We start from the raw sequence: 18827 nt of genomic DNA on the forward strand, positions 1-18827 counted from the left end.
AAAACATGTCGAATTTTAAACCAGAAACTTTACTATTACACGGTGGCCAAGAGCCAGACCCAGTGACAGGCTCCCGAACTGTACCGGTGTACCGTTCAACAGCTTTCGTATTTAAAGACACTGCTCATGCGCAACGTCTTTTCGCTTTAGAAGAAGCGGGCAATATTTATACACGTATTACAAATCCAACTGTAGATGTTTTTGAAAAACGCGTCGCTTTATTGGAGGGCGGTACAGCAGCAGTAGCACTTTCATCAGGTGCAGCAGCTATCGCATTTTCAATTTTAAATCTTGCAGGAGCAGGGGATGAAATCGTAGCAGCAAGTTCTTTATACGGAGGAACATATAACTTATTAGCAAATACACTACCAAACTACGGTATTAAAACAATTTTCGTAGATGAAACAAATCCTGAGAATTTCCGATCTGCCATTAATGAAAAGACAAAAGCAGTGTTCGCTGAAATTTACGGAAACCCAAGCTTAAAAGTGCTAGATGTAGAGGCAGTAGCTACAATTGCACATGACAACGGTTTACCTTTAATTATTGATAGCACTTTTGCTTCACCATATGGCTCAACACCAATCGACTTCGGTGCAGATATCGTCGTTCACTCAGCGACAAAATGGATTGGCGGACACGGTACAACTTTAGGCGGTGTAGTTGTGGATGCAGGGAAATTTGATTGGACTCAAGGTAGATTCCCAGGATTTACAGAACCTGACGCATCTTATCACGGATTACGATACGGTATTGATACTGCAGCGGCTGCATTTGCCACAAAACTGCGCGTGCAATTACTACGTGATTTTGGACCAACATTAAGTGCAGATGCTGCATTTAACTTATTACAAGGTTTAGAAACGCTCCATTTGCGAATTCCTAAACATAATGAAAATGCCTTAGCAGTTGCAGAATATTTACGTAACCACCCATCTGTGGAGTATGTAAACTATAATGGATTAGAAGATTTTGCTACACATGATTTAGCGAAGAAATATTTGAAAAATGGCTTCGGTTCAGTGCTTACATTTGGCATTAAAGGTGGACGAGAAGCAGGCCGTCAATTAATAGACAGCGTAAAATTATTTTCACACGTAGCAAATGTAGGCGATGCAAAATCACTAATTATTCACCCAGCGTCTACAACTCATCAACAATTATCTGCTGAGGAATTAATCCAAACTGGTGTTTCCGAGTCGCTCATTCGCTTATCAATTGGTTTAGAGGCAATTGAGGATATTATTGCAGATTTAGAACAAGCTATTGCACAAGTAACAACAACTGAACAAAAAGTAGAAGCATAACTATTAAGATAGCCAATGATTTATGTTGTAGCGTTTACGTATTTTCTCATTCGAAATGCCTCATTTGGTAATGCGTATAACGTTGCGACATTCATCCTTACCTCATTCGGTGAGTTTTCTGAAATTTTTTATAAATAATACCTAGTAATTTTATAAGCATTGTTGACTTGGTTAAAACCATGCTGTATACTAGGGATTAAGTAAAACGTTCGAAAGGCTACCAACCTTGAACAAAGTGATGATGTTACTAAACTTTCACCGCCATTCATTAGGCGAAAACAGCTAATTTGTTTTCATAAGTGCTCCCCCACTTTTGAATATATATATGAAAGGGGGTAGCTACCTAGCCAGTAGCTACTCTCGCTTTCCATAACTGATCGAAAAAGGAGTGTTAACAATGGGAAATATTTATCGTGCACAAAATGTAACTGCTTATCTTATATATGAATTAAATGAAAGCCATCATTTTGTAAATAATATGGCCATTCAATACTTACTTTCGACAGTTGAATCAAAATGGCAACAAACTTTTGGACATAGTGCTTTTGAAGAAATCGTATATGCTAAAGAAGAAGGCTATACAGTAAAAGAAGTTTTTGAAGAGTATAAAGTTCATGGTACAAACCATATTACGCTACCTGCGACAGAGTATTACTTACAATACGGGTCATTTCAACTAATCGAGCGCACATATGCCATACCGAACTTTACACAGGAAGAAATCAAACTAGTACAATCAGCTTTAGCACAATATCGTTATCGATTATTTTTACTAGCAAGTTAACTTTCCCTTATATTTTTTAGCTCATTCTCTACTGCTATAGGGAATGAGCTTTTTGTTGTGCTAAGTTTTTTTGAATTTGTTTCGACTTTTCAAGACAGCCATTCTATAAGTAGTATCTTCGTACATATATAATAGAAGAAAGGCATTTTTTTTTATAAAAGAATCGTCAATATTTGTTCAAAAATTATAGATTTATTAAAAAAACGTATAATAAAGGCAATGAAACCGATTTCTTTTGCACGCCTAGAGAAAACAAATGTCCATCCTAGAAAGATTTTTCTTGTGCAATGGATTTATTTGCGTTACAATTTTCTTTAGGTTAAATTTTGAATTATTTGAATATGTGCTTGTAGGCACAAACTTTATATAGAGAGAAAACTGGAGAAATGTACGTTGGAGGGAATCAAGTATGGCAACTATAAAGGCAGCGATCTTAGGATTTGGAACTGTAGGTCAAGGAATTTATCATATTTTAAATGAAAAGCGTGAAGAGCTAAAACATAAATTAGGCATTGAGTTAGAAGTAGCAAAAATATTAGTAACGGATGCTAGTCGTGAACGTGTTCCGGGCACAGCACATTTAATGACAACGAGTATGGATGAAGTGTTGGCAGAGCCTGGCATGCAAGTTGTATTCGAAGCGATTGTCAATGAAGAGCCGGCATTTGGCTATTTAAAGCGTGCGGTTGAACATAAATGTCATGTGATTACAGCGAACAAAGTGATGTTTGCCAAACGTGGCTTAGAGTTACAGGAGCTTGCAAAGGCAAATGGTGTTTTCGTTGGCTTTGAAGCAACTACAGCAGGTGGAGTGCCTGTTATCAAAACGATGAAAAATATTTTGCTTGTAAACGATGTAAGTCGAATTCAAGGTATTTTGAATGGTACTTCAAACTATATTTTAACAAAAATGCGTGCGCAAGGCTGGTCCTTCGAGAAAGCCTTAAAAGAAGCACAAAATTTAGGGTATGCAGAAGCAGATCCTTATAATGATGTGTCTGGTCAAGATGCTTTTAAAAAGCTAATGATTTTAAGTGCATTAGCATTTGGTGAGCAACCAGATTGGGCTGATGTTGAAGTAATTGGTATTGATTGTATTTCTGCTGAACAGGTGAAAGATGCTTGTGAAAAAGGCTTACGTTATCGCCATGTAGCCGAAGTGGAGAAATTAGCGAACGGTAAAGTGGTGGCAAAAGTAGGTCCACAACTAGTAGATAAAGAGCATCCACTTTATCCGGTAGATGATGTTAATAATGCGGTTGCGCTTGAAACAAACTATATTGGTACATTAACATTGGTAGGACCAGGTGCAGGAATGTATCCAACAGCAAGCGTGATGGTAGAGGACTACGCTGAAATTATCGGAAAACGCGCTGGGTTCGTTGTGAGTATTTAAGTATTTGGTGCCAGTCACTCAAACAATTTTGAATTGTTTGAGTGACTGGCACTTTTAGTCTTTAGTCTTCGTCTTTAACATCAATATCTTCAGGAATGGGTGTGTTACGCCAAATTTCTATTTCTTCTTTTATCCGTTCTAGTTGTTCAAAATAGGTGCTAAATTGTGCACTGTTAATTAGTAATTGATGACCATCATATATGGAACGGATGCGTCCTTCATAAACAAGTCGTAGTACTTGCTCCTCCGGCATGCCAAGATCAATGGCTGTTTCTTCAATGGTTTTATACATAAGCGGTCGCTCCTTTTGATGTATCTATTATACCTTCTCTCGAATGGAATGCATAATGATGGATTAATATAAGGAAAGGAATTTGGGAATTGTTTGATTTTGGATAAATCTGTATAGTTAGTAGTAATCGTGTTATAGGCAGGAGGGATAAGCAATGGTCTATCCATATTTTTTTGTTCTTCTAGCAGCTATTTTATGGGGAATGACAGGGACAGCACAAACTTTTTTAGATAAAGGTGTATCTTCCATCGCTGTAGCGACGATTCGTTCAGCAATTGGAGGAGGATTATTATTAGTCGCAGTCGTGTTATTACGTAAAATCTCTTTTCGGACATGGTCCTGGAAATGGACAATATTAGCGGCCGCAAGTATTGCCTTATTCCAAGGTCTTTTTTTTACATCCATCCGTCTAACGGGTGTAGCAATTGGAACCGTTGTGACAATTGGGAGTGCCCCTATGTTTTCAGGCATGCTAGAGTGGTTATTTTGGAAAACACGCCCCTCTAAAGTATGGGGGATTGCCACAATTATGACGATTACAGGTTGTATGTTATTGTTCATCAATAGTGGAGATCGAGCTATTCATTTAGGTGGGGTTGGGCTAGCCGTTTGTGCAGGATTATCTTTTGCCGTGTACACAAATATGAGTAAACAATTAATGGCGCAGCAAGAAGCATTGCCTGCAGTGGCGATGACATTTTCAATTTGTGCAGTATTGTTATTACCGTTTTCCATCAGTAGTGGCTTTAGCTGGCTTGCAGAGATGCAAAATTTATGGACAATGATTTTTATGGGCGTTATGTGTACAAGCATAGCGTATTTATTATTTTTAAGCGGTCTCCAGAAAATTAGCTCGTCCTCTGCTGTAACGTTGTCACTTGCAGAGCCATTGACTGCGGCCATGCTCGGGGTATTGCTAGTTGGAGAACATCTAAGTTCAACATCTTGGGTAGGTGTAGCCATGTTGCTTGGAGGAATTGTAGTTCTAACATTTACCGGAAGAAAAAATAAATAAGTATGAACAATAGATAAAAGCTTAAGAAATTCTTCATTTTTATCCTAGTTGGTTTTTAAGATTTAAACTGTACACTATTAATTGAGAGCGAGGTGTATATCATGACGAAGTTAACAGTTCTTGTAACAGATGATGATCAAGATATTCGTGATGGTATTGAAATTTACTTAAAAAATGAAGGCTATCATGTTATTAAGGCAGCAGATGGTGTGGAAGCGATTGAAAAGCTGAAAAACAATGAAATCCATTTAATTATTTTAGATATTATGATGCCGAATATGGATGGTATTACTGCCACATTTAAAATACGAGCAGAACGCAATATTCCAATTATTATGCTTAGTGCGAAAGCTGAAGATGGTGACAAGATTCATGGGTTATCTGTTGGGGCAGATGACTACGTAACAAAACCATTTCATCCACTGGAGCTGTTGGCGCGTGTTAAATCGCAATTGCGTCGTTATGTACAACTTGGGACGTATAATGACGGGGTTGCGAAGGTGGAAATTGATGGGTTAGTGCTAGATGAAGATGCCAAGGAAGTAGTATTAGAAGGCGAACCAGTTCGCTTAACACCCATTGAATACAAAATTACAGAATTATTAATGAAAAATGCAGGGCGTGTGTTTTCGATTCGAGAAATTTATGAACGTGTCTGGAATGAGGAAGCTTATAATGCAGAAAATATTGTAGCGGTCCACATTCGAAAAATACGGGAAAAAATTGAAGCGGATCCGAAAAATCCACGTTACTTAAAGGTGGTGTGGGGCGTTGGCTATAAAATGGAAAAATAAAATAGAAAAGTATTTCACGATAGCAGGGTTTGTGGCAGGTGTAATTGGTCTAATTTATTTCGGTATTTATGCCTATCAAATGGTCAATGCTCGCTCCTCCGAAATGCTACAGTTTTTTGAAAAAATTTTTTAGAGGAGCGTTAAAGACATGATGAAAAATTGGAAACCTCTTCTTACACTTATTTGTTTAACGTGGTTTATATTCGGTGTGTTTACATTTTCAAAAATTGGTTATCAGTATGTAGGGAAATCCTATTTTCAATCCGAAAACTTTCAACATGAACTGGACAATTTCCTAGCAGAAATAGGACCGCTCGCGTTAAATATACCAACCGCAGAGGAATTGAAGAGCAAGATTACAGTTTCGCAAAATGAAATTGAGGAACATCGAAATTATTATGGCTCACTTGGCACACAAATTGAGAATATAAAAAGTCAATATGAATCTCGTATTCAAGAAGCAGCTGATAATAATGCCAATGATTTAAAGACCAAGCTTGAAAATGAGCGAGATGCCAAAATAAAAGATATTACGAAGAACTTTGAAGATGATGAATATGTTCGTAAGAAAATTGTAGCGCAAAAGGGCGTGCTTATTGATAAATATATAAAATCTGTAAAAGATGAAGCAAAAGAATTCGCAAAAAATTATAATTACTTTTCTTATGAATTAACAAATGAAGATGGTGATACTTATCGTTCAGGAGATATTACTGACAGTAATGTATACAAAAAAATGTATATACAACATCCATTAAGAACGGGAAGTATTAGTAACAATTCAAGTAATTTACTATACGGTTCGGATGTATACATCGAATCCGACGTATTGAATGAAATGACTGATTACACTGGGACGATTACGATTTCTAAAAAAGCAGCTCAATCTGCAGCAATTATGGGAGGCTATGACCAATTTAAACGCAATCAATATATGTTCTTTATGATTTGGATATCTAGTCTAATTGCGGCATTCTTTGCTTGGAAAGGGCGTAAAGAATTGCTGCCAACGATTGGGGCACTAAAAGAAAAAGAATCTCTAGCGAAGTTTCGCATTGATATCCAAATTGTCATAGTGTTTATTACTGGCTGTATCTATTGGTTTGCTTCATATGCTGCATTTGAAGCAATTGAATATATGTATCAATACAATTATGTGCGTTTTTTAATTGACTTTGCATTTAAAGCATTGATTTTGATCACTATTGGTGTTGCGTTTTTCGTGCAAGTTATTTGGTTATATGGTCGCGTCAATACTGTTGAAAAGCTAAGTGAACATGCAAAAGACAGTTATTTATGGGGAATTGGAGAATCCATGACTGATTTATTTTTAAATCGGTCAATCGCACTAAATTCAATTGTTATGGTCGCAGCTGCCTTTTTTGGTGGTGGTAGTTTTGTTGCGAGTGTTACTATGGGCGGAGGATTTCCGGTTATGGTATTCGGCATATGTGGGATTGTTGGTATCCCAGCAATGGTTGTCTTCCTATCCAAAATGGGCTATTTAAATCGCATTATGAAAGATACAAAAGATATGGCAGAAGGGCGACTTAATCGAGATGTGAAAGTAAAGGGGAAATCTCCATTAGCGGCCCATGCTGAAAATCTTAATCACTTACGTGAAGGTGTTCGTACATCAATGCATGAGCAGGCGAAGAGTGAACGGTTAAAAACAGAGCTTATTACAAACGTCAGCCATGATTTACGTACGCCTTTAACTTCAATCATTACGTATACTGATTTATTGAAAAATCCAGATATTACGGAAGAAGAGCGTAAGCAGTATATTCATATTCTCGATAAAAAATCAGACCGTTTAAAAGTGCTAATTGAAGATCTATTTGAAGTATCCAAAATGGCGAGTGGCAATATTGAGCTCCATCGAAGTCGTGTGGATGTTACACAGCTTGTACAGCAAGCGGTTGGAGAGCATGAGGAGGATTTATCGCAAGCACGCTTAGACTTGCGTATGACAATGCCAAACGAGCCGATATACGCTTATGTGGACGGGCAAAAATGGTGGAGATTGATTGACAATTTAATCGTCAATGTATTGAAATATGCATTAGAAGGTACACGTGTCTATGTTACGTTAAAAAGAACGGCAAATGGTGATGCAGAATTCACGGTGAAAAATGTTGCGAAATATGAAATAAGCGAAAATGCTGATGAATTATTTGAACGCTTTAAGCGAGCAGATGCTTCGCGTCATACGGAGGGCTCAGGCTTAGGTTTAGCCATTGCGCAATCTATTGTTGATTTGCACGGAGCGCGTATGAGCATAGAAGTAGATGGAGATTTATTTAAAGTAATTGTTCGAATTCCAGCAGTGTAAAAAAAGCAGCGGCATATCTATTTGCCGCTGCTTAAATTTTAGTAAAGCGTTGATTTCCGTTCTAAGCGCTCCCTTTCTGCAGACACGGCCTCAACTAATTTTTGTGGCATGCGCCACAAAAATAGATTTTCAGCTAGTGCTGTTCCTACGGGAGTGTTGCGCCTTCCACTCCAATCAACTAGTAAACTGCTTGTTATTCTATCCTACTTCTAGGATGCTAAAAATTGTTGCGGTGACATTAAACTCCCTCTCCTTCAAAGCGTCTGCGATAAGAAATACTTTGGAGAAATACGCTGCCAAAGGAGCTGTGTTGATAAAATACCCACTCTTATGAGAGAAGCTTTATTGATTATAGTGAAGGATTGCTCGACGACGCAACAAACCGCGCGTTAGCAAGGATTGCGGTCTTACTGTGCTGAGCGGAAAGCGTCCGCCGTGGCGGACAACAAAGGCAGAGAAAAAGTGTTAGATTGACTGCCATCAATCTAACACTTTTTCCTTTTGTCATAGTCACATTTCCTCGGAGCGAAAATGCTTTTATAAGCCTATATTTTTTGCAATAATCATTTTCATTACTTCGTTTGTGCCTGCGTATATCGACATTACAGGTATATCACGATAACGCCTTGCAATTTTATATTCCTCCATATAGCCATAGCCACCGTGTAACTGCATACATTGGGCGGCTATGTCGCGTGCATTTTCGGTAATCCAATATTTTGCCATCGAAACTTTTGTCACAACATCTTGACCGGCAACATGCTCTTCAATTAAGGATTCTAAAAACGTTTTGCCAAGCTCTATTTTAGTGGCCATTTCAGCAATTTTAAATTGCGTATTTTGGAAGTCACTAATGGATTTGCCAAAAGCCTGACGTGATTTCACATAATCGACCGTTAAATTGAGCATATCTTCGGCTGCTGATTGGGCAGCAATTGCAACAGCTAGACGTTCTTGTTGGAGTTTTTCCATCATGTAGGTGAAGCCTTTTCCTTCCTCACCGAGTAAATTTTCTACGGGAACACGGCAATCTTCAAAAAATAGTTCAGCTGTATCCTGTGCATGCATTCCTACTTTTTCAAGTTTGCGTCCTTTTGTAAAGCCTGGTGTTCCTTCTTCAATGACGATAAGGCTAATACCTCGATGTTTTTTCTCTGCATAAGGGTTTGTTTTTACGGCCACCACCACTAAATTTGCATGAATACCATTTGTGATAAAAGTCTTTTGACCATTAACAATATAATGATTGCCATCACGAATAGCCGTTGTTTGGATATTGGCTAAATCGGAGCCTGTTCCTGGTTCAGTCATAGCAATCGCAGTAATCGTCTCACCTGTTACACATTGTGGAAGCCAACGCGATTTTTGTGCAGCGCTTCCATATGCCTCGATATACGGCACAACGATATCATTATGCAAACCGACACCGATTAGGCTTGAACCTACGCGTTCTAACTCCTCTTGAATAATAACGCCAAAGCTGAAATCTAACCCTAGGCCTCCATACTCTTCTTCGACTTGAGGACATAAATAACCTAATTGTCCGAGCTTGTGCCAAAACGCTAGAGGAATAAGGTGATCTTTTTCCCATTGATCATAGTGTACCTCTGCTTCTTCAGCTAAAAACTTACGTAACGTTTTACGGAATAACTCATGTTCTGTTGATTCAAATTTGTACTTCCCCATTGAGACAACACCCCTTCATTCGCTCGTTTATGCAAAAATTTTCTAGTACATCTATAATGTTACTGAAATACAGTGCAAAATAAAAGTGCTTTTAAAAATACGATTCTTATATGGAATGCTATAATCACAATGAATATATGAAAGAAGAGGACTAGCGTATGGCAAAAATTAGCGTAGGTATTGTTATTTTAAGTATATATAGCGCCTTAACTTTCTATTTGGGCTGGGGCATCAAGCAATGGCTTGTCGCAATGAATTGGTTTCATTATCCCATTTTTTACTGGCTGCTACTTTATATTGTTTCTTTTAGCATTATTATCGGCAGGCTACACGAGTCTTTACGCGTATTTTCAGTTATAGGGAACTATTGGATGTTTATATTTGAATATGGCTTGTTATTATGTTTAACTGTACAGCTTGTGATGTGGCTAACACCATTTCACAATATTCGCATAATTGGTAGTTTAGCAGTTGCTGTGTTCTTTATATTATGGATTTTCGGTTCTTATTTTGCATACTCTCCAGTTGTCCGGCATTTAAATATTGTAATGCCTCAAAAGGATAGTGAGCTATCCTCGATGCGTGTTGTCGTTGCTTCGGATTTTCATTTAGGCGTGCTATCAAACAAAAAGCATTTACAACGTTTTGTTAGGTTATCAAATGAAGCGGAGCCAGATGTGGTTTTTTTAGCAGGAGATATTGTGGATGATGATCCAAAATGGTTTGTTCAAGAGGGAATGGCAGAAGTAATGAAACAGCTAACAGCTACTTATGGTGTGTACGGAGTACTTGGTAATCACGAATATTACGGAAAGAAAATCCCCGAATTTGTAGAAGAAATGAAAAAAGCTGGTGTTAAAATTTTGCGAGATGAAACAATTCGAGTGAGCAATGCGTTTATAATAACAGGCCAAGAAGATAAAACGAATAAAGAAAGGAAGCATCTTGAAGCTATGAAAATGAACGACCAGTTGCCTTGGTTTGTTATGAATCATACGCCAGATGATTTGACAACACCTGCGCACACAGGGGTAGACTTTCATATGTCTGGACATACGCATAAAGGGCAACTATGGCCGAATCAGTATATTACGGCACGTGTATTTGAACTAGATTATGGTTATAAGCTGAAGGGACAAATGCATACACTTGTTTCATCGGGCTTTGGATTTTGGGGACCACCAATGCGTATAGGAAGCCGTTCTGAGCTATGGGTAGTTGATATTACTTTTCAGTAAAAGAGGTAGTATAAGAAAAAAGAGTAGCTTATAATAAGTTGGTGTGTGCAAAAATCGCTTAAAGCTAAGTTAATATCGTGGGCACAAAAGAATGTAGCCTGGATGATTGTAAATGCAACGTACAAAGAGCCTTTTTATCATCTGTGGCATTTCTTTATGTTGTGGAAGCGCTGTTTCCCCGCGTAAAACAAAAGTAGAATAACGTTAAAAGGTAAGGTGACAATGTGGAGATAATAGAATTATTAAAGGCACTTATTTTAGGCTTTGTCGAAGGAATGACAGAGTTTGCACCAGTATCGTCTACAGGTCATATGATTATTGTCGATGATATGTGGTTGAAGACAGAGCAGTTTTTAGGAAAGTATCCGGCTAATACGTTTAAAATTGTTGTTCAGCTAGGGTCCATTTTAGCGGTTATCGTGGTCATGTGGAAGCGTATGCTAAGTCTAGTTGGCCTCTATAATATTGATGGACAATCAAAAACGATGACAGGTCGCTTTAACTTAATGCATGTAATTGTTGGTATGTTACCAGCAATAGTGCTAGGTTTTGCTTTTAAAGATTTTATTGACGACCATCTATTTAAAGTAGAGCATGTTATTTATGCATTAGTTGCAGGGGCAATTTTAATGATTGCTGCAGATAAATTGGCTCCAAGAAGACCAAAAGTTAATTCATTAGATGAGATTTCTTACGGCATGGCGTTTAAAGTTGGTTTAGTACAGTGTTTATCGTTATGGCCAGGATTCTCTCGTTCAGGGGCAACAATTTCAGGTGGGGTTCTTTTCGGGATTAGTCACCGTGTAGCTGCAGACTTTACATTTATTATGGCGGTTCCTATAATGGCAGGTGCCAGTCTTGTATCAGTATTGAAAAACTGGGATACGCTTTCAATGGATTATTTAGGGTTTTATGTAGTTGGTTTTATTAGTTCATTTGTATTTGCATTATTATCCATTAAGTTTTTCTTAGCACTTATCTCAAAAGTAAAACTAATGCCATTTGCAATCTATCGTTTAGTGTTAGCTGCAATTCTTAGTGTTATTATATTTATGTAATTAAAAAGTCACTCATTTGTCACAACAATGAGTGGCTTTTTTTGAATTTAGAACGTTTTGTTTAGAATGAGTAATACTTAAATATCAATATCATCCAATTAATAATAATATACATATAAATAAGTAGGTATAAAGAAATATTAAAAGAGTGAAACGTGTGTAAAATCGTGGTATAGTAGATAAAATTTACCGAACTATTGTAACTATTATTGCATACACTTTATAATCAATAATAGAAAAGGTCATAATACTTATTTTAGCTAATAGGTTTTAACATTCAAAAAGAAAAGACATAATATTTTAATTTATGGGGTGGAGAGATGTTTCAATTTAGAAATAGACCTAAGCAAAATACAATTGTAATGAATGATGTGTCAAATACAGGTGTAATTATTCAAGATCAGGAACGTTTGTTACAGTTACATCTTGTCAATCTCACAAAACAGGACTTGCAGTTAATAAAAAGTTTAAAGCCATATATCGAGCAAAATGTTGTGGATATTGTTGAAACATTTTATAAGGCCGTTGAGAGTGTACCTACTTTACGAGATGTTATTCAAAAGTACAGTTCGAGTGAACGCCTTCGTCAAACACTTCGCCACCATATAATTGAAATGTTTGAAGGAAGAATAGATAATGCCTTTATAGAAAAAAGGCGAAATGTAGGCAAGATGCATGTAAAGATTAACTTATATCCAAAATGGTATTTAGCTGCGTTTCAAAACTTAGAAAAATCCTTGCGCAAGACTGTCTATAATTTATATTTGTCTAAAGAAGAAGAGGAGAAGTATTGTGATGCAGTAAGTAAGATGTGTAATTTCGAACAACAGATTGTGTTAGAAGAATATAATAACTACTCTAATTCTTTAATAGAAGAGCAACGAATGAGTGTACGGACACATGTAAAGGATATAGTGGGTGGCATTTCGACGCAATTAGAGGCACAGTCACATGATACAAATGAGTCAGTGATGGAGCTGATTTCTAGTACAAAGCAAGTAAATGCATATTTAAAAGACAGTATTGATGAGGCCAAAATGATGCAAAAGGTTTCATCGGAAGGCTATTCAAAAATCGTATTGTTAAATGAGCAAACAGGCAAAATCAATGATAAAACGATTGAAATGGCCATGATGGTGGAGGAGTTAAATCATTCCTCTTCAAAAATAAATAATGTCATTGAAATGGTCAAAAATATTTCTGGACAAACCAATTTACTAGCATTGAATTCAGCAATTGAAGCTGCAAGAGCTGGAGAGCATGGAAAAGGTTTTGCAGTTGTCGCAGATGAGGTACGTAAGCTGGCAGACCAAACGAAAGAATCTGTGGAACAAATTGCGGAATTAATCGGTATGTCCAATGGGATTACCAAACATGTTGTACTAGCCATTCAAGAAATTCAAGTGCTTGTCAATAATAGCATCGAGCAAAACTTGAATTCATTAAAAGCCTTTGATGCAATATCTGGTTCGGTGGAGGGCTCTATCGTTAACTTTCAAAATGTTGGAAATCAAATAACGGAGTTGGCGAATGTCATTGAGTCCATTGGAGAATCTTCCGAGGAATTAGAACGAGTTGCGAGTCGTCTAGATACGACCATTAAAGATTTCTAACTGAACGTGTAGCATTTTGCGTCTTGCTGCACGTTTAAAGTAGGACAATCACCCCATTTTACACCAATTCGATTGATATAAATTCCATTTTCTGATTAAAAAAGCATAAACATGACTAAAGGTATTAAGTTCAACTACTTGATGCCTTTAAATGTTATTAGAGCTATATACAAAACAAGATATATTTTTTGACTAGAACTCTCGAAATTTAGAAGGGGAATTTTTAAAAGAAACGGATAGAATGCCTGAACAGAAGGATAGATTTACTAAAATGGAGGATGGAACGAAAAACTTAAAAACCGCTTTTTAAAAAGGGATTAAGTGGAGAAAATCAATGAAAAAGCTTGCTTGTGACCTTCCCATATTAGTGTTACGCTATAGGCAAAATGGGGAAACGAATAAGGGGTGTTGGATGATGAAAAAGAAATTGTTTATTACACGTAAATTCCCGGCTCAGTTTGTCGAGCCTTTAGAGGAGCATTATGATATTGAACAATGGGAGGAAGAAGAGACCGTTATACCTCGCGCTAAACTTTTAGCAGCCGTTGCAAACTGTGAAGTTTTGTGGGTAACGATAGCGGATCAAGTCGATGAGGAATTGCTTTCACACGCCCCCAATTTAAAACTTGTGACAAATTTAGCAGTGGGCTTTAATAATATTGATGTGCCTGCATTACGTAAAAGAGGGATTATGGCAACAAACACGCCTGGTGTGTTAACTAATACGACAGCAGATTTAGTATTCGGTTTACTGCTAGCAACAGCACGTAGAATACCAGAAAGCGAGCGTTATTTACGTGAAGGTAAATGGCAAAGTTGGTACCCGATGCAATTAGTTGGTAAAGATGTATCAGGCGCAACAATTGGGATAATAGGAATGGGGCGGATTGGGCAGGCTGTTGCAAGACGAGCAAAAGGTTTTGATATGAAAGTTTTATATCATAACCGTAGACGTCGCCATGAAGCAGAAGAAATGTATGGGTTTTGCTATGCATCACTTGAAGAGCTATTAACAAAATCTGATTTTGTTGTGATTATGACACCCTATAATAAAGATACGGTAGGTCTAATTGGTGCAAAGGAACTCGCCTTAATGCAGGAAGATGCGGTATTAATTAACGCGTCTCGTGGTGGTATTATTGACGAGAATGCCCTTTATGATACCTTGAAAAATGGCAAGCTATGGGCTGCTGGTCTAGATGTTTTTGAACAGGAACCAGTTGCATTGGATCATCCACTATTAACCTTACCAAACGTTGTTGTATTACCGCATATTGGTAGTGCATCTTTAAAGACAAGAACAGCTATGCTCATGCTCAATGTCAATGCATTAATGGCATACGGGCAGGGTAAGCCACTTTCAAATCGAATTGATTAACGAATGGAGCTTGGCTCATAGAAAGTAAATCAATCTAGGCGCAGATCTAAATGGATCAAGCGTCTTTTTTTGTGCCAATATAGATTGATCATGCAGATACTACTTGAGATATTTAGTGAAATGTCTATAAGGTAAATTTCATTATTATGAATATATTTCATAATTAATTGCGAATCAGATTAAAATGTATTATATTATTCACAAATATGAAAAAATAGGTGAGATGATGAATATAGGGATAGAAATAAAAAAATTGAGGACTGACAAAGGTATTACTTTGAAAGAGTTAAGTGAAAGAAGCGAACTTTCTGTTGGGTTTTTGTCTCAATTAGAGAGGGGGCTTACTACGATAGCAGTCGATTCACTTGAAAAGCTAGCTACTATATTGGGAGTCCATTTAACATATTTTTTTGATTATCCACATAAGCGGAAAGATATCGTTTTAAGGAGTTATGAGCAAGAAATAATGGAAGCCGTAGAAGGTGGATTTATTAAGTATAGTTTAAGCACCAACTTGGAAAATAAACAACTTGTTCCAAGGCTTATCGAAATTCTACCTCAAAAGCAAGATGAAGAAATTTTATCTTATACGCATGAGGGCGAAGAGTTTATTTACGTTTTAGAAGGTATATTAACCGTTTACATAAATGGTAATCGACATGAAGTGTATCCTGGTGATTGTGTTCATATGGACTCAACTATCTCTCACAATTGGGCGAATTACACTAATAAAAAGGTTAAGCTTATCGCTGTTAACACACCTAATTATCTTTTCAAATAGTAGGATGTACACTACAGCTAGCGAGCAGTAATAAAGCTTATAGAAAGTGATAATAGAAATGGATAAATTTGTATTATACCTAATAGGTTCTTTTTTTGTAATTGGTGGGATTGATTATATTACTGGGAATCATCTGAAATTGGGCGAAAAATTTGAGGAAGGCATAAAAACGATGGGGGCTTTAGGGCTTGGTATGATAGGAATACTGTCTTTAGCACCTGTATTAACGAATTTTTTATCCGCCCAAATTAGTCCAATAAGTAAAGTGTTTCATTTGGACCCTTCCATTATTCCTGCAGCATTTCTAGCTGTAGATATGGGAGGCTTTCAAATGGCTGAAAAGCTTGCTTTGTCAAATGAGATGGGAGCATTTTCAGGAATTATCATTGCATCTACTTTAGGAGCCACCGTTAGTTTTTCAATACCTGTTGCGTTAGGGATGCTTGCTAAAGAGGATGAAAAATATTTTTCTAAAGGTGTGTTAATTGGCATCATTACTATACCAATCGGATGTCTTGTAGCAGGCTTATGGCAAAAAATAAATATCACTGTACTTGTATGGAATCTAATCCCTATATTTGTTTTTACTATTATGTTAGGGGTTGGATTACTCAAGGCTCAACATGTTTTTTTAAAAGCTTTTAATCTATTTGGAAAGTTTATAGTGACGTTAAGTACTGTTGGATTACTATTACAAGGCATTGACGTGATATTTGGTGTAAAGCTTGTTTCAGGATTAGCACCGCTATCTGAATCAACTATTATAGTAGGGAAAATTGCATTTATTTTAGCGGGAGCATATCCGATGCTAGCCATGCTAAGTGGAATTTTTAAAAAAAGTTTTAACGCATTAGGAGAGAAATTTGGCATGAATGCTGTGTCAGTAGCAGGCCTTCTCGGAAATTTAGCTAGTAATCTATTAATTTTTGGAACATATAAGGAGATGGACCCTAAAGGAAAAGTCGTATGTACGGCTTTTGGCGTAAGTGGAGCATTTGTATTTGGGGGTCAATTTGGTTTTGTATCAGAAGTAGCTCCGGAAATGCTAGGTGCGTTTATAGTAGCAAAGCTGACTGCAGGGCTTATTAGTATAACCTTGGCCTTATGGCTGTATGATCGTGAAAATAAAAAAATTCATTTAAATGAAAATGGAGGTATTCATAATGAATAGTAGAGATAGAGTCGAAAAGTTAAGAGAGCTTATGGTAAAACATCAACTGGATGCTTATATCGTTCCAAGTTTTGATGCACATCAGGGAGAATATGTAGCAGAACATTGGAAAGGCAGAGAATGGCTATCAGGCTTTACAGGGTCTGCAGGGACAGTAGTCATTACTTTAAAAGATGCTGGTTTATGGACAGATGGCAGATATTATATTCAAGCTGACAAGCAACTTGAAAATTCAGGTATCCGATTATTTAGAATGATGGATCCTGGGGTACCTTCTTATACAGAATGGCTAGCAGATGTTCTTGAAGAAGGAAGCAATGTGGGCTTTGATGGAAATGTTTTTTCAATTGATATGGTTAGAAGTATGGAAAAAGATTTAAAAGCGAAGGCAATCTTATTCAAAATGGATCAAGATTTAATTGGTGAGTTATGGGGAGATCGACCAGAGATTCCTAAAGGAAGGATTTTTAGTCATGACGTCAACTATGCTGGGAAATCACGTGCGGAGAAATTAGATGAAGTAAGAGCGGAAATGAAAAATAAAGGCGCTAATTATTATATTTTAACTTCACTTGATGATATTGCCTGGCTATTGAATATTAGAGGAGCAGATGTACCGAACAATCCAGTGGCTATAGCGAATGTCATCGTAGCAGAACATACATGTTATTTATTTATTGATTCTTGCAAGGTCCCTACTGCGCTTAAATCGGAACTGGAGGGAGAAGGAATTACGTTAAGGGAATATCATGAAATTGAAACTTTTTTAGCAAACCTTTCGGGCGAAGATGCTGTTAGTTTAGATACAAATAAAACAAATATTCGATTGTATAATGCCATTAACAGTCATGTAACGAAAATTGAAAGTCCTAACATGACGACTAACTTAAAAGCGATTAAGAATGAAGTGGAAATAAAAAATCTAAAATGGTGTGAAATAAAAGATGGTTTAGCTATGGTGAAATTTATAAAGTGGTTAAAACACTTTGTAGATAAAGAAGAAATTACAGAGATTGCTGCGGAAGAAAGATTAGAAGATTTCAGAAGAGAGCAAGAAGGATTTGTGGGGCCTAGCTTTGATACGATTGCGGGTTATCAAGACCATGCAGCGATGATGCATTATAAAGCTAATAAAGAAACACAATATACGCTGAAGAATGAAGGTCTATTTTTAATTGATTCAGGCGGACAGTATTATGATGGAACAACAGATATTACACGGACAATTGTTTTAGGAAGTCTTACGGATGAACAAAAAAGAGATTTTACTTTGGTGTTAAAAGGGTTTATTGCATTAAGCTCAGTAAAATTTTTGTATGGTGCAACAGGAGCTAATTTAGATGTTTTGGCAAGACAACCAATTTGGCAATATGGCTTGGATTATAAATGTGGCACAGGACATGGAGTAGGGTTTTTCTTGAATGTTCATGAAGGGCCACAAAGCATCCGCAATACCAATCATGTGCCATTAGAAAAAGGCATGATTATTACGAATGAACCGGGAATATACCTTGAAGGCAAGTATGGCATTCGAATTGAAAATATGATGTCAGTAGTAGAGGCTGAGAAAACAGAATTTGGTCAATTTATGAAGTTTGAAGCAGTAACGTATTGTCCTATTGATTTAGCAGGTATCAATCAAGACATGTTAACAGAGAGTGAAAAGCAATGGCTAAATCATTACCATCAAGAGGTGTATACTACGCTAGCTCCTTATTTAAATGAAGAAGAACGAGTATGGCTAATGGAAGAAACAAAAGCAATATAAAAAAAGTTTAGCGGACAAAACGCTATCCTATCGCCATCTGATGATAACAGTAAAAAGCCTAATTTCTCAGCGTAACGTTGAGCAATTGGGCTTTTTATTTAGCAGATTGTACTCGTTGATGGTCAAGGCCAAGCTTCTTGACGTAGCGGACCTCAACTGCGTAACAAAAAGAGTTCGTTTGACTACGGTCAATCGAACTCTTTAAAGAAAG

Annotated in this window: 16 protein-coding genes; 14 read left to right on the plus strand and 2 right to left on the minus strand. The window is 37.0% G+C overall.

Going from position 1 to position 18827, the window contains the following annotated elements; genetic code table 11:
• Nucleotides 1–5 precede the first annotated feature (5 nt).
• From MKY08_RS01665 to MKY08_RS01675, 3 genes are all read left to right on the plus strand, one after another.
• A complete protein-coding gene (locus MKY08_RS01665; RefSeq protein ID WP_069512947.1) occupies nt 6–1307 on the plus strand; it encodes an O-acetylhomoserine aminocarboxypropyltransferase/cysteine synthase family protein in 1302 nt (433 codons plus the stop codon).
• Nucleotides 1308–1704: 397 nt separating this feature from the next.
• The gene (locus MKY08_RS01670) at nt 1705–2091 is read left to right on the plus strand and encodes a hypothetical protein (RefSeq protein WP_069512946.1); all 387 of its coding nucleotides are present in this window, start codon (nt 1705–1707) and stop codon (nt 2089–2091) included.
• Between the two features lie 409 nt (nt 2092–2500).
• Nucleotides 2501–3487, plus strand: a complete 987-nt coding sequence (locus tag MKY08_RS01675; RefSeq protein ID WP_024362742.1) for a homoserine dehydrogenase — start codon at nt 2501–2503, stop codon at nt 3485–3487.
• Between the two features lie 61 nt (nt 3488–3548).
• Here MKY08_RS01675 and MKY08_RS01680 read toward each other — a convergent pair whose 3' ends face one another.
• Nucleotides 3549–3779, minus strand: coding sequence for an excisionase (locus MKY08_RS01680; protein WP_024362743.1), 231 nt, complete (start codon nt 3777–3779; stop codon nt 3549–3551).
• Between the two features lie 154 nt (nt 3780–3933).
• Here MKY08_RS01680 and MKY08_RS01685 point away from each other — a divergent pair, with 154 nt between their 5' ends.
• The 4 genes from MKY08_RS01685 to MKY08_RS01700 all read left to right on the plus strand — a co-directional run bounded on the left by MKY08_RS01685 (nt 3934) and on the right by MKY08_RS01700 (nt 7923).
• The gene (locus MKY08_RS01685) at nt 3934–4794 is read left to right on the plus strand and encodes an EamA family transporter (RefSeq protein WP_069512945.1); all 861 of its coding nucleotides are present in this window, start codon (nt 3934–3936) and stop codon (nt 4792–4794) included.
• Between the two features lie 101 nt (nt 4795–4895).
• A complete protein-coding gene (locus tag MKY08_RS01690) occupies nt 4896–5588 on the plus strand; it encodes a response regulator transcription factor (RefSeq protein ID WP_069512944.1) in 693 nt (230 codons plus the stop codon).
• Nucleotides 5566–5721 carry a hypothetical protein gene (locus MKY08_RS01695; protein ID WP_176723219.1) on the plus strand — a complete coding sequence of 52 codons (156 nt, stop codon included), beginning with the start codon at nt 5566–5568 and terminating at the stop codon, nt 5719–5721. The genes MKY08_RS01690 and MKY08_RS01695 overlap by 23 nt, the downstream gene beginning before the upstream one ends.
• A gap of 15 nt (nt 5722–5736) precedes the next feature.
• On the plus strand, nt 5737–7923 hold the full coding sequence (locus MKY08_RS01700) for a HAMP domain-containing sensor histidine kinase (RefSeq protein WP_069512943.1): 2187 nt from the start codon (nt 5737–5739) through the stop codon (nt 7921–7923).
• A 537-nt stretch (nt 7924–8460) separates the two neighbouring features.
• On the opposite strand, the gene MKY08_RS01705 is transcribed toward MKY08_RS01700, so the two are convergent.
• The gene (locus MKY08_RS01705; protein ID WP_069512942.1) at nt 8461–9609 is read right to left on the minus strand and encodes an acyl-CoA dehydrogenase family protein; all 1149 of its coding nucleotides are present in this window, start codon (nt 9607–9609) and stop codon (nt 8461–8463) included.
• A gap of 158 nt (nt 9610–9767) precedes the next feature.
• Between MKY08_RS01705 and MKY08_RS01710 the strand changes: the two genes are divergently transcribed.
• The 7 genes from MKY08_RS01710 (at nt 9768) to MKY08_RS01740 (ending at nt 18616) form a co-directional block, all read left to right on the plus strand.
• Nucleotides 9768–10847: a metallophosphoesterase gene (locus MKY08_RS01710; RefSeq protein ID WP_069512941.1), complete on the plus strand. Its 1080-nt coding sequence runs from the start codon at nt 9768–9770 to the stop codon at nt 10845–10847.
• A gap of 224 nt (nt 10848–11071) precedes the next feature.
• On the plus strand, nt 11072–11905 hold the full coding sequence (locus tag MKY08_RS01715; RefSeq protein WP_069512940.1) for an undecaprenyl-diphosphate phosphatase: 834 nt from the start codon (nt 11072–11074) through the stop codon (nt 11903–11905).
• Nucleotides 11906–12225: 320 nt separating this feature from the next.
• Nucleotides 12226–13518 (plus strand): globin-coupled sensor protein, encoded by a 1293-nt coding sequence (locus tag MKY08_RS01720; RefSeq protein ID WP_069512939.1) that lies wholly within the window; start codon nt 12226–12228, stop codon nt 13516–13518.
• A gap of 415 nt (nt 13519–13933) precedes the next feature.
• Nucleotides 13934–14896: a D-glycerate dehydrogenase gene (locus tag MKY08_RS01725; RefSeq protein ID WP_069513050.1), complete on the plus strand. Its 963-nt coding sequence runs from the start codon at nt 13934–13936 to the stop codon at nt 14894–14896.
• A 184-nt stretch (nt 14897–15080) separates the two neighbouring features.
• Nucleotides 15081–15677: an XRE family transcriptional regulator gene (locus MKY08_RS01730; RefSeq protein ID WP_256093216.1), complete on the plus strand. Its 597-nt coding sequence runs from the start codon at nt 15081–15083 to the stop codon at nt 15675–15677.
• Between the two features lie 58 nt (nt 15678–15735).
• A complete protein-coding gene (eutH, locus tag MKY08_RS01735; RefSeq protein WP_069512937.1) occupies nt 15736–16848 on the plus strand; it encodes an ethanolamine utilization protein EutH in 1113 nt (370 codons plus the stop codon).
• Nucleotides 16841–18616, plus strand: a complete 1776-nt coding sequence (locus MKY08_RS01740; RefSeq protein ID WP_069512936.1) for an aminopeptidase P family protein — start codon at nt 16841–16843, stop codon at nt 18614–18616. The genes eutH and MKY08_RS01740 overlap by 8 nt, the downstream gene beginning before the upstream one ends.
• Nucleotides 18617–18827 lie beyond the last annotated feature (211 nt).

This window comes from Lysinibacillus sp. FSL M8-0337, from assembly GCF_038593855.1.
GTDB classification, from domain to species: domain Bacteria; phylum Bacillota; class Bacilli; order Bacillales_A; family Planococcaceae; genus Lysinibacillus; species Lysinibacillus sphaericus_D.